This is a genomic window from Rhizobium cauense (genome assembly GCF_019511525.1).
GTDB classification, from domain to species: Bacteria; Pseudomonadota; Alphaproteobacteria; order Rhizobiales; family Rhizobiaceae; genus Rhizobium; species Rhizobium cauense.
This window is the reverse complement of sequence record NZ_JAEUAT010000016.1, coordinates 61,176-73,706: the sequence shown is the minus strand read 5'-3', so window position 1 is coordinate 73,706 and position 12,531 is coordinate 61,176. Positions and strand designations below refer to the sequence as shown.

General features: G+C 56.7%; 7 protein-coding genes and 1 pseudogene. 1 reads left to right on the top strand and 7 read right to left on the bottom strand.

The features are described 5' to 3' along the window. Positions 1-255 precede the first annotated feature (255 nt). Positions 256-2,601, top strand: a complete 2,346-nt coding sequence (locus JNB88_RS24740; protein WP_220357752.1) for a PAS domain S-box protein — start codon at positions 256-258, stop codon at positions 2,599-2,601. Between the two features lie 9 nt (positions 2,602-2,610). On the opposite strand, the gene JNB88_RS24735 is transcribed toward JNB88_RS24740, so the two are convergent. From JNB88_RS24735 to JNB88_RS24705, 7 genes and pseudogenes are all read right to left on the bottom strand, one after another. Continuing rightward, complete coding sequence (locus JNB88_RS24735) at positions 2,611-3,066, bottom strand: response regulator transcription factor (RefSeq protein ID WP_220357751.1); 456 nt, start codon at positions 3,064-3,066, stop codon at positions 2,611-2,613. Further along, positions 3,047-3,691, bottom strand: coding sequence for a response regulator transcription factor (locus tag JNB88_RS24730; RefSeq protein WP_220357750.1), 645 nt, complete (start codon positions 3,689-3,691; stop codon positions 3,047-3,049). Before JNB88_RS24730 ends, JNB88_RS24735 begins: the two co-directional genes overlap by 20 nt. A 110-nt stretch (positions 3,692-3,801) precedes the next feature. Continuing rightward, positions 3,802-4,808 (bottom strand): annotated as a pseudogene (gene hemA / locus JNB88_RS24725) (5-aminolevulinate synthase). 34 nt (positions 4,809-4,842) lie between these two features. Continuing rightward, positions 4,843-5,826: a cytochrome d ubiquinol oxidase subunit II gene (gene cydB / locus JNB88_RS24720; protein WP_220357749.1), complete on the bottom strand. Its 984-nt coding sequence runs from the start codon at positions 5,824-5,826 to the stop codon at positions 4,843-4,845. Between the two features lie 6 nt (positions 5,827-5,832). Continuing rightward, positions 5,833-7,239, bottom strand: a complete 1,407-nt coding sequence (locus tag JNB88_RS24715; RefSeq protein ID WP_220357748.1) for a cytochrome ubiquinol oxidase subunit I — start codon at positions 7,237-7,239, stop codon at positions 5,833-5,835. Between the two features lie 562 nt (positions 7,240-7,801). Next, positions 7,802-10,927 carry an efflux RND transporter permease subunit gene (locus JNB88_RS24710; RefSeq protein ID WP_220357746.1) on the bottom strand — a complete coding sequence of 1,042 codons (3,126 nt, stop codon included), beginning with the start codon at positions 10,925-10,927 and terminating at the stop codon, positions 7,802-7,804. 5 nt (positions 10,928-10,932) lie between these two features. Next, positions 10,933-12,126 carry an efflux RND transporter periplasmic adaptor subunit gene (locus JNB88_RS24705; RefSeq protein WP_220357744.1) on the bottom strand — a complete coding sequence of 398 codons (1,194 nt, stop codon included), beginning with the start codon at positions 12,124-12,126 and terminating at the stop codon, positions 10,933-10,935. Between the last annotated feature and the right edge of the window lie 405 nt (positions 12,127-12,531).

The window sequence follows — 12,531 nt, the reverse complement described above, 5'->3', positions numbered from 1 at the left end:
GTCCACACCTATCCGGAGGTATTGCCCGTCTAACCCTTTCTAGTGGGTCTCCCCGCAGTGAAGGGCGGGGGCTTCCTCGGTTCACGACAGAGTAGACCGACGTGGGTCGTTCACACGGATTCACAACACTAAACTCGAATGTGCACCGACTTGGTGCCACTGATAGGTAGCCGGTAGGGATTCGGATAAACGACCTAAAACGCGTGGGTTTGGGAGGAAAGCGAATTGCGTCAGACCGGGTTGGAGGGTCTCGTCATGAGTACGTTCGATCTGCTGCGATTTCGCGCACTGCCCCTTTTGGCCTCATGGCGTGTCGAGCGGCATCGTTGGCTTGTCGCGCTATGGATATTCGCTAGTGCGATGCTCGGGGTCGTCGCTCTTGTGTGCGCGTGGCTTGGTCTCAATTTCACGACAGCAGCATTCGTGCTTCTAATCATTGTCGTGATCCTGTCTCTATTGGATAGCCTCGGCTCTTCGGTAATCTTCTCTGTCGTGGCGGTTGGGTTTCTGAATTTTTTTTTCGTCACGCCATTGCATACCTTCCTCGTTGATGCGGAACACGATCTTGTCACCCTAGCTGCTTTCCTGGTGTCCTCGTTCGCGGTGAGTTCTTTAATTCGGTTGGTCCACGGTCTGGGCGCGGCTGAGCGCGAGCAAAGCAGGTTGTTAAATTTGACCAATGACGCTGTCTTCGTGCGAGATGCAGGCGATAGGATTACCTACTGGAACAGAGCGGCTGAGGAACTTTACGGCTGGTCGCATAGCGAGGCAGTTGGCCGAAGGGCGCACGACCTCCTGCGGACACGCTTTCCCGCTCCTCTAAAAGAGATAGAGGAGATTCTTCGCCGCACGAGCAGATGGGAGGGCGAACTGGTTCACACGACTAAAGATGGTAAAGAAGTCACTGTCGCGAGCCGGTGGTCCCAACGAGAACCCGACCGAGGGCATTTGTCCGGAACGTTGGAGAGCAACACCGACATCAGTGAGCAGCGTCGTGCCGAAGACGATCTTCGGCAGAGCCAAGCCGCTTACCTTGCTGAAGCTCAACGGTTAAGCCACACGGGAAGTTTCGGTTGGAACGTTTTGACCGGGGAAATATTTTGGTCGGATGAGACCTTCAGGATCTTTGGCTTATCTAGTGCCGTGATTCCGTCGGTCGGTCTCATCGTTCAACAGACGCACCCAGAGGACAAGGGGCGCGTGCGAGATCTCCTTGACCAGGCACGGATCATGAAAGAGAGCTTTGACTTTGAGCACCGACTACTTCTTGAGGGCGGTATCGTCAAACATCTTAAAGTGGTCGGGACTTTCACCGAACGCAACGGCGGTATCCCACAGTTCGTCGGTGCGGTCATGGATATATCAGTGCAGAAAGAAGCCTATGCTCGTCTCGAGAAGAGTGAGCAACGTTACCGCAACCTGTTTGATCGAATGCCCATAGCGCTGTTCCAGCTCGACGCGAGTAGAATTGTAACAGAGTTCGCAAACCTCGCGAAGTTGGGAATAACGGACTTGGATGGCTACTTCGACTCCAACCCCGACTTCCTTAGGTCCTGTATGGAATCATTGATCTTTGAAGAGGCAAACGACCGGGCTGTGGCCTTATTTGGCGGGACAGATGCTCAAGATTTTATCGGGCAGTCCGTGGGGAAGGTTTGGAGTGCAAGCCCCAAGACCTTTCGACGCGCGATGATTTCAAGGTACCAAGGACACGGCAGTTTCGAGGAGGAGACGAAACTAGTGACTCTCGACGGCCGCATCCTTGATGCGCTTCTCACAGCAGCGCGCGTCGGGCAGGAAGGTAGCCCTGACACCAGTCTCATAGGTGTCATCGACATCTCCGAGCGACTACAAGCGCAGGAGCGACTGCAACTAATCCAGGCCGAATATGCTCATGCGGCTCGTCTGTCAGTTCTGGGCGAACTAACCGCATCCATCGCCCATGAAGTGAACCAACCCTTGGCGGCAATTACTACGGCTGGTGGCGTCGGTCTGCGCTGGATCAATCGTACCCCCCCGGACTTGGACGAGGTTCGCGAGTCCTTGAACTCAATGGTCGTAGACGCTAGACGAGCATCCGAAATTATCACACGAATCCGAGCGGCGGCGACACGAAAGGCTCCAGAGAAAGTTTATCTGTCTTTGTCGGAAGTGATCGAAGAAGCCCTACTATTCCTCCGGACCGAAATTGAGGCGCGATCCGCAGTGGTTGTCCATACAAGCGCGCCCGGCATACCGCCCATACTCGGCGACCGCACCCAGCTTCATCAAGTCTTCGTTAATCTCATCATGAATTCGCTTCAGGCCCATGCCGACCAGACCCTGGTTTCGGAAATTTCGATACATACGCAGCTTGTTGAGCGCGAGAAGTTGCTCTGCACTGTAGAGGATAATGGGCCCGGCATCAAAGCATCAGACCTGCAGCAGCTCTTCAGAAACTTCTTCACAACCAAGGAAAGCGGCATGGGGATGGGGCTTTCGATATGTAGAACGATTATTGAATCGCACGGGGGATGCATCAACGCTGGCACGAAAAGTGAAGGCGACGGTGCATGTTTCACGCTGGTTCTGCCCGTGGCGCCATCCGCTGCCTTTGCGTGAGCGTGAGATTCAGACCTGCAAAGCGGCACTCAGTTTGGTAACGAGTAGTTCGGCATCGATTGGTTTTCTAAGGAAACAGGCTGCCCCGCTCTCAATGGCCTTCTCCTCTAGCTCGGGCTCCGATCGGGCGGTTATAACGATGACCGGGAGCGCGTTATGCTCAGCAGCGATGATCGCTGCTAGCTCGATACCGCTCATCCCCCTCATCTGAACATCCGTTATTACGCAAGAGCAACGGTCAAGGATTTGAGATTGAAGCAACTCCTCCGCCGAACCAAAACCACGCGCTTCATGCCCCATGGAGCGCACGAGCCGTACCAGTGAGTTTCGGAGGGAATGATCATCATCGACAATTCCTATGAGTATATCCGCTTTCACTTCACACCCGTGCTCCCCGAGTTTGACGACGAATTGAGATCCAGGCATCCCGACTGTAGTCGAAGACCTACTCTCCAGTGCCGACATGGATCAACGGCCTTACCAAGTCGGCCATGCGAACGAGGTCCGGAAGGGTTCGAGCTTCCATCTTCTGCATGGCGGCACGACGGTGAAGTTTTACCGTCACCTCGCTAATTCCTAGCTCTGCGGCAGTCTGCTTGTTCATCCTTCCTGTCGTCGTGATCATCATTACTTCCTGCTCGCGCGGGGTGAGCTTGGCGAAGCGAGCAAATATGTCCACCGTCTGGTCCATCGTGCTACGTCGCTGTCGATCGCGCTCGATCGCCGATGCGACGGCGTCCAACATGTCTTGATCGCGAAAAGGTTTCGGAAGGAAGTCCACAGCTCCAGCTTTCATTGCTCTGACCGACATCGGGATGTCGCCATGGCCAGTCATAAAGACTACTGGAAGAAAGATTCCTAAGCTGTTGAGCTGGCTCTGAAATTCAATGCCGCTAGTGCCGGGCAGCCGGACGTCGAGAACCAGACAGCCCGGCCTGTCGTTTGCCCTCTGATCGGTGAATTCGGCAACTGATCCGTAAGCCTTGGCGACCAAGCCTACAGACTTCATTAAGCGGCAAAGGGCGAACCTCAGCGATTCGTCATCGTCGACGATGTGGACCACGGCTTGCTCGGTCAGTTCCTGCGACATGTTATCACTTCGGGCGAGGAGGAAAACAAAACCTACTCTAGCGAGCTTAGCACTCGGCAAGGTATGCGTATATCACCCTTAAGTGTGGTGGACGTACGCCTGCGCGAAGATCAGGCGACGTGCCGGGCAAGCGCGCAGCGCGACCACAGCGAATGCAGCGCTTCCACCAGGTGCTCGATGTCGGCATCGGTGTGCAGCGGGGTGGGCGCGCAGCGTGCGAACGCGTTCCTGGTGACGGGCGCGCTCGAAAGGGCTGACCTTCAGGTGCTGGATCGAAGCGACCGCGCCGGCGGGGAGCGTCGGGGGCAGCGCCGTGGTGAAGATGAAGCCCGATGCGAAGGAGCGGATGAAGTCGCAAAGCGCAGTCGATGCCGCGATATAGCCGCCCATGACGCCGAAGGCTTGCCGAGCGTGCCTTACATCACCATCAGGCCTTCGCGTTCGGCGATGCCGCCGCCGCGCGGGCCGTACATGCCGACAGCGTGGACTTCATCGAGATAGGTCATGGCGCCGTACTTGTCGGCGAGGTCGCAGTTTTCCTTGATAGGCGCGATATCGCCATCCATCGAGTTGGACGCTCTCGAAGGCGACCATCTTCGGTGCCTTCGGATCGGCGGCCACCAGTTTGGTTTCCAGATACTGCAGGTCGTTGTGACGCGATCGCACTTGGCGTAGCGACTGCCCTCGATCATCGAGGCGTGGTTCAGCGCATCCGTGAAGATGATCATGCCGGGGATCTTGGCGCCGAGCGTGCGAGGGCGGCCCAGTTGGAGACATAACCCGAGGTGAAGACCAGGGGCTGATTCCTTGCCGTGCAGATCGGCGAGCTCCGCTCAAGCAGAACGTGGTAGTGCGTGGTGCCAGAAATATTCCGGGTGCCGCCCGCACCCGCGCCACAGTGATCAATGGCGTTCCTCATCGCTCCGATCACCTTCGGTTCTGGCCCATGCTGAGATAACGTTGGAACACCAGACGGTCACATCCTTCGGCCCCTCGGGGGTGTGGCGCGTGGCGCGCGGGAATTGCCGCGGTGACGTTCAAGATCGGCGAACACGCGGTAACGACCTTCGTTGTGAAGGCCTTCCAGCTCGTTCTTGACGAATGCTTCGAAATCCATCTCATGCTCCATCCGATCGCCCGCTGACGGTCGATCAATGATAGCTGCCCGTGTGGCTTTTGCCCTTGAACAGCCAATAGACGATGACCGTGTAGATCAGCGTAACTGGCATGACGAACAGTCCAGCTCCCCAAAACATGAATGATAGGCTCGAAGGCGGTGCCGCGGCCTCCTCGATCGTGATCGTGAAGGGGATCATGTATGGGAGGAAGGATACGGCGAGTGTTCCGAACGCCGAGAGGAACAGCACGACGGCGCCCGAGAACGGCCACCCGTCGCGGCGTGACCGGACCCCTTGCATGATCAGCGCGCATCCACAGACACCAACTAGCGGAAATGCAGCCAATCCAGGGCGTTCAAGCCATCGATTCATCACCGGAAGCTCCATCACAAGAGAGGCGACGAAAGAGACCGCGAGGAATGCTAACACTCCCAGAAGCAACTTCGGTATGATTTGGTAGCCTCGTTCTCTCACGTGGCCCTCGCATTTTTTGACCAGCCATCCGGCCCCGAGCAAGCTATAGCCCAAAGATAGGCCGACGCCGCAGAGCACCGAGAATGGTGTGAGCCAGCCAAAGGCCGTGCCAGTAAAGCGACCGTCCGTATTCGGGATTCCTTCAATGATCGCGCCGACAGCCGCTCCTTGGACAAAGCTAGCAACGAGGGAGCCGATCGAAAAACCGGCGTCCCACAGCCATTGCTTGTTTCTACTCTTCTCCCGGAACTCGAACGCGACGCCGCGGAATATCAACGCGGCTAGGAGGATGATCATCGGAAGGTAGAAAGCGCTGAGTACGAGCGAGTATACGACAGGAAAAGCTCCGAACAGAATCGACGCGGTGAGCACCAACCATGTCTCATTGCCATCCCAGATCGGCGAGATCGAGTTCAGCATGTGGCGCTTGATGTCCTCGTTTCGACTTGTCGCGAAGAGTATGCCGACACCCAGATCAAACCCGTCCAGAATGACGTAGAGTGCGAGCGTCAAAGCGAGGTTCGCCGTCCAAAATTCGATCATCGTGGTTTACTCCGCAAAATCGGGGGCGGTGCCAGGGCTTCCACCTGGCACCGCCAGTGGACGTTTTGGATTGGCCCCTTCACCGATTTCATGATGGGTTTCTTCCGGGCCGGCACGAAGCATTCGATACACGTACGCAATCCCTGCGACCGAGATCGATGAGTAGATGACGGCAAAAGCTGTGAAGCTGATTGCAACCTGTTGCACCGTGAGCGACGGCGTCACAGCCTCGGCAGTGCGAAGAACGCCGTAGACCGCCCATGGCTGCCTGCCAACTTCCGCCGTGAACCAACCGGTCAGCGTCGCGATGAAGCCAAGCGGGAAACTCAGGAAGATGCACCAGTTCAGCCAACGCTGGTCGGTCAACTTCGCCTTAAATCCGAGCCACGTCCCGTACCAGGCAAGCCCTAGCATCAGCAGCCCACAGCCCACCATAATTCGAAATGCAAAGAATGGGATCAGCACAGGAGGTCGTTCGTCTCTCGGGAATGACTTCAGGCCAATTTCTTCTGAAGTGAGGCTCATCGAACCAATGAGGCTACCTAGATAGGGGATTGATACTTCGTACTTATTCGTCTCTGAAGCTTCATCGGGAAGCGCGATGAGAACCTCGGAAGCTGGCTTCTCATTTTCCCAGCGCCCCTCGATCGCGGCGAATTTGGCGGGTTGCTTGTCGTGGACATAGTCGCCTGTCAGGTGGCCGAAGAATAGCTGCAGCGGCACCAGAACCGCCGCAAGGCCGAGACCCATCCGGACCATTGCCACGCCCTCGATGCGAAGTCTTCGATCAAGAAGATACCAGGCGCCAGTGGCTGCAACACAGAACGACGTCGTGATGTAAGCGGCAAAAATCATGTGCGGGAACCGTACCCACACCACAGGACTGAAGATGATCGCTGCCCAGTCAGTCGCTACGAAGATACCGTTGGCATCGATTTCGTACCCGACCGGCCACTGCATCCAGGAATTGTTGACCATGATCCAGAATGAGGACAGGCTGGTTCCTGAAGTTACCATTGCGCACGCGAACCAATACAGCCACGGAGGGACACGAGAACGGCCGAAGATCATCACCCCGAAGAAGCTGGCCTCGAGTGCGAACGCTGTGAAACTTTCATAGCCTAGCAGCGGACCCTGGATCGGGCCTGTCCGCAAGGATAGTTCACTCCAGTTCGTCCCGAACTGAAATGCCATTACGATACCGGTGACCACGCCAAGACCAAAGGCTACTGCGAAAATTTTCAACCAAAAGTCAAAGAGCCGGCGATAGAGCGGACGACCTGTCCAAAGGCTAATCGCCTCCAAGAACGTCAACCACGCTGCGAGCCCAAGCGTGAAAGCGGGGAAGATAATGTGGAAGGAGACCGTGAAGGCAAATTGGAGCCGCGAAAGAAAGAGCGCTGATATCTCCATGCTGTCCTCCTATCGCGTGGTCGCGTTCGATTAAATCAGGACGGCACAGCGTCGAGCAAAAGTCGACAATGCGAGAATGATGAGCGATGACCCGTTTCGATCAGCCACGCCGTAGATTACCCTCAAGGTATCGCGAGAGACTGGTGGTGCGACACTAACCATACGTACAGCGGACCTAACCTTTTGTGTCCCGGACACCAACCCGGAGGGCAGTTCCCAACGGGCAATAGGCGGGTGACACTGCCGAAAGCACCCTTTATTGCATAGGGGGTTACGGCAATTTCGTCACCGCGAACGGCACCTGACGAGAACTTGGGAATGTCCGGAGGAGAGCGATTCGTGCGCATTGTCATGCTGTTAATCCTGGCCTGCATGATCGCGGGCATTCTCTCGACGCTTTTTGTTCCTGGTTCGGATGAGCAAGTGCCGCCTGGCTCCCCGCTTGAGCGCCCGTTTGCACCAGCCCGCGACGTTTTCTAGCAGGGACACCGACACTCAGCTTTCTTGACGTGGCCGCCGCCTAGCGTGGGAGCGGCCGACGATCTAAGCGCTTGGTGAAACGTCATGCTACGTCCCGCCCGGAGGTTGCGGAAGCATCATCCGTAGCTGTCGGTTTGCGACGAGAGACGTAATCGCTCAGCTTCTCCAGATAGAGATACACGACAGGGGTCGTGTAGAGTGTCATGATCTGACTGATGATCAAGCCGCCAACGATCGAATAGCCGAGTGGCTGACGAAGCTCAGATCCCGTGCCATGCCCCAGCATCAGCGGCAAGCCTGCAAGCAACGCGGCAGCCGTCGTCATGATGATCGGGCGGAACCGGAGGAGACAAGCCTCGCGGATGGCTTCCATTGGGGCTAGCCCAGACTGCCGGCGAGCCTTGATCGCGAAGTCGACGATCATGATGCCGTTCTTCTTCACGATACCCATCAGCAGGATCACGCCTATCAAAGCGATCACCGTGAAATCAAAGCCGAAGGCCCACAGCATAACCAGCGCCCCAAGGCCGGCTGATGGGAGCGTGGAAAGAATAGTCAGTGGATGGAAATAGCTCTCATACAAGACGCCGAGTATGAGATAGATCACAGCGACTGCCGCGAGAACCAGCATAGGCTCCGTTGCCAGGGAAGACTGGTAAGCCTGAGCGTTGCCTTGAAACGTGCCTGTCAACGTGGCGGGCTTGCCCATTGCCTGCTCAGCGTCGTTTATAGCGGCAACCGCTTCGCTTAGTGCAGTTCCCTTAGAAAGATTGAACGACAACGTCACCGACGGAAACTGGCTTTGGTGATTGATCGCCAGAACCGCTGTCGGCTCTGTAGTCTGTTTGACTAGGAGGTTCAGAGGTACCTGTTCTCCGGTCAGTGGTGATCGAATGTAGAGATCGTCGATCTGCATCGGAGACGTCTGAAACTGCGGAGCGACCTCTAACACCACGTGGTAGCTGTTCAGATCGGTGAAATATTGGGTGACCTGACGTTGTCCGAACGCGTCATACAAAGTGTTGTCAATCGTCTGGGGCGAAATGCCGAACCGCGACGCCTGATCACGATCGATTGTCAGCGTGACTGTCGTGCCGCCGTTTTGCTGGTCAGTCGCTACGTCGGCGAGCTCGGGCAGGGTCTTGAACTTGCCCAGAAGACGGCCCGCCCAGTCGTCCAATTCGTCGGCGTTTCCGTCCTGCAACGTATATTGAAACTGAGTCGCGGAACTCCTCCCACCGACGTTGATGTCTTGGGCAGCTTGTAGGAACAACTGCGCGCCCTCCAGCTTCGCGAGCTTTGGCCTGAGACGTTGAATGATCTCGGTTGCGGAGGCGTCGCGCTGCTCGAGCGGTTTCAATGTGATGAACATCCTACTCATGTTCACGGTCGATCCGGCGCCGCCGCCGACCTGCATGCCAATGCTGGCTACCCCAGGGTCCGCTTGCACAATCTGGCCGGCCTCGACCTGCAGGTCGGACATTTTCCGGAACGAGATGTCTTGGGAAGCTTCCAGTACCCCGGTGATCAAACCCGTGTCTTGAGTGGGAAAGAAGCCTTTGGGAATATTGCTGAAGACGAACCCGGTCACGACCAGAGACGCGAGAAATACTGCAAACGTAAAGCGATGATGGCGCAACGCGATGTCAAGCGTCCGTTCATATCCCGCCAAAAGTTCATCGAATATCTTCTCAGAGAAGATGTAAAGCTTGCCGTGGCCAGCCTTCTCTTCCGGCTTTAGGAAGCGGGAACTCATCATGGGCGTGATCGTCAAAGAAACGATAGCAGACACGACGATTGTCATCGTGACCGTAATCGCGAATTCCCTGAACAACTCGCCTACGATTCCGCCCATTAAAAGGAGCGGTATGAATACCGCTACGAGCGAAATACTGATCGATATAATAGTGAATCCGATTTCTGCGGCGCCGTCGATCGAGGCTTGGAGCGGACTCTTCCCCATCTCCATATGGCGATGAATGTTCTCGACCATCACGATTGCATCGTCCACGACGAAGCCGACTGCGATGCTCAAACCCATAAGGGAGAGATTATCGAGGCTGAAGCCGGCCAGGTACATCAGTGACAACGTCGCCATCAAGGTCAACGGAACAGTGACACTGGGTATGACGGTTGCCCAGAAGTTTCGGAGAAACACGAAGATCACCATCACTACCAAGGCGATCGTAATGAGCAGCGTCTTCTCGACATCGAGTACCGAGGCACGGATCGTCAACGTCCGATCACTTAAGACGGAGAGATGTATAGCGGCGGGCGCTATCGCTTGGAGCCGGGGGAGCACGGTCTTGATGTCGTCGACTGTGTCGATGACATTGGCGCCCGGTAGTTTGAATATGGCGAGCAGGATTGCCCGCTTGCCATTTGCCCAACCCGCAATCTGGGTGTTCTCAGCCCCGTCTACGGCTTTCCCAATGTCACGGATGCGTACCGGTGAGCCGTTCTTGTAGGTGACGATCGCATCATTCCATGGCGCGGCTTGTAAGAGCTGATCGTTGTCGTAGATGGTGTAAGTCCGCTCGGCTCCCTGGATGCTACCTTTCGGCGCATCGCTGGTCAGGGTGCTGACTGCGCTGCGCACATCTTCAAGCGAGATCCCAAGCTCGGCGATCTTGAGGGGTTCGATCTGAAGCCGGACCGCGGGCTTCTGCTGGCCGAACACCAATACCTGCGAAACACCGGAGAGTTGGCTTATATGTTGAGCGAGTACGCTCTCCGAGAAGTCGTCGACCTGAGTAAGTGGCATGGAGTCTGATGTCAGCGCCAAGATCATGACCGGCGGATCGGCCGGATTGACCTTGCGGTAGGTTGGCGGGGAGGGCAGGCCGCTGGGCAGTTGACCTCCCGCGGCGTTGATTGCCGTCTGAACGTCCTGAGCCGCGCTGTCCACATTGCGTGACAAATCGAACTGGAGCGTGATCGAGCTGCTTCCAAGGGTGCTTGTCGACGTCATCTGGGTGACGCCCGCAATCTGGCCGAACTGGCGCTCCAACGGCTGCGTGACAGAGGACGAGATGGTTTTTGGATCGGCGCCGGGGAATTGCGTCGAGACCTGTATGGTCGGAAAATCGACCTGCGGCAACGGCGCGACCGGCAGGAGGGGGTATGCGACCACCCCGATGGCGACTAGTGCCAACATGAGCAGGGAAGTGGCGATAGGCCTGCGAATGAACCAGTCAGAGATCGACATGGCCGCTACTCCTTCTTGGTGGCCGCGCCGTCGGACGTGTCTGCATCGTGTGTTGACACGACCGTTCCCTCTTCAAGCCGGTACTGGCCCTGTGTTATGACCTCTTCGGAAACGTTCAATCCGGTCTCGATGACCGCGCGTCCATCGGCAGTGGGACCAGCCTTGATCTTGCGGACGGATGCGGTGCCGTCCTTGGTTACAACGTAGACAAAGTAGCCGCCAGGGCCTCGTTGCAGTGCGGCCGAGGGTACCGTCACTGCGTGCACTATCGTCTTGACCAGGATTCGAATGTTCACAAACTGCCCTGGCCAGAGAGCGCCGTCCATATTCGGAAACGTGGACTTCACTCTCACGGTCCCGGTGCTCTGATCGATTTCGTTGTCGATCAGCAAGAGTGTTCCGTCGGCGAGCCTCGTTGACAGGTCGTCTGACATTGCGACCACCGGAACGGCACCGGCTTTCATGGCAGCTCGGAGCATGCCGAGGTCGTCTTCACGTAAGGTCGATACCACGGATATGGGCTGCGTCTGCGTAATCGTGACGATCCCTGATGTGTCCGTTGTATGAACCTGGTTTCCTGCGTCTATAAGTCGGATGCCCGTTCTGCCGTCTATCGGCGACCGGAGGTTTGTATACGAGAGCGAGACGTCGGCGGCTTCCTTCGCCGCCCGATCTTGCGCCAGTTGAGCGGTTAACTGACTGACCTGGCTTTGCTGGGCCTCCAGGGCCTCATCGGTTGTGATGCCCTGTTTTGCGAGGCGTTGGTCCTTGGCCAGAAGGTACTGGGCGTTTGCGAGATCCGCTTCGTCCTGTTGGATCTTCGCCGACGCTTGATCTACAGCAGCCTGGTATGGGCGAGGGTCGACGACCGCTAGCAAATCCCCTTTTTTGACCTCCTGTCCTTCGGTGAACAGGACCTGCTGCAGCTCGCCATCCACTCGTGTTTTGACCGAGACCGTGTATAACGCCTGCACCGTCCCCAGACCATCGAGGTAGACCGGAAAGTCCTCCGTACGCGGTTTTGAGGTGGTAACCGGGACGCCGCCGGCACCAGCCTCTTCGCTCCAGGACCTCTCCGTGAAAAGCGACGTGAAAACAAACATGCCGCAAACGATGGCCACCAGGGAAACGATGCCAATTTTCAGCGCGGTCGACGGGCCTTTCTGTGCGACCTGTTTTCGGTCCTGATGTGTGGTCATTGCTTTACTCCGCTGCTTTCGTTGGACACGGGTAGGCATTCGCGCGAAGACGCCCGAAAAGCTGAGCTACTCGTCGAGAGAGTTGGTATGGAGTGACGTCCGGAGGATCAGTCACGCCAGCTATCGGTTCATGCCGCGATGGCTCTCCTCGTTGAAGGCAACATACCCGCGTCGGACAAGGTGCGCATCTATCCACAAGGATGGGGTGAAGGGCGCTCCAAACCTTTCGCACAACTCATCCTAAGCTTTCGTGTGATGGCGGCCGAGGAGGCTTTGGCCTAAAGTCCGAGCGTGAAATCACGGCGGAGGCAGACATGCCGAACGACCTTGTGCCAATAATAGCTCGACCCAAGGTCCTGATCGCGGACCCGGCGATCGAAGTACGGTCGCCACTCGTTGAGCATT

Excerpts from the sequence above, each read along its gene's own strand:
- JNB88_RS24730 (WP_220357750.1), bottom strand. The coding sequence starts at position 3,691 with ATGTCGCAGGAACTGACCGAGCAAGCCGTGGTCCACATCGTCGACGAT.
- JNB88_RS24715 (WP_220357748.1), bottom strand. The coding sequence starts at position 7,239 with ATGGAGATATCAGCGCTCTTTCTTTCGCGGCTCCAATTTGCCTTCACG.
- JNB88_RS24740 (WP_220357752.1), top strand. The coding sequence starts at position 256 with ATGAGTACGTTCGATCTGCTGCGATTTCGCGCACTGCCCCTTTTGGCC.
- cydB (WP_220357749.1), bottom strand. The coding sequence starts at position 5,826 with ATGATCGAATTTTGGACGGCGAACCTCGCTTTGACGCTCGCACTCTAC.
- JNB88_RS24710 (WP_220357746.1), bottom strand. The coding sequence starts at position 10,927 with ATGTCGATCTCTGACTGGTTCATTCGCAGGCCTATCGCCACTTCCCTG.
- JNB88_RS24735 (WP_220357751.1), bottom strand. The coding sequence starts at position 3,066 with ATGTCGGCACTGGAGAGTAGGTCTTCGACTACAGTCGGGATGCCTGGA.
- JNB88_RS24705 (WP_220357744.1), bottom strand. The coding sequence starts at position 12,126 with ATGACCACACATCAGGACCGAAAACAGGTCGCACAGAAAGGCCCGTCG.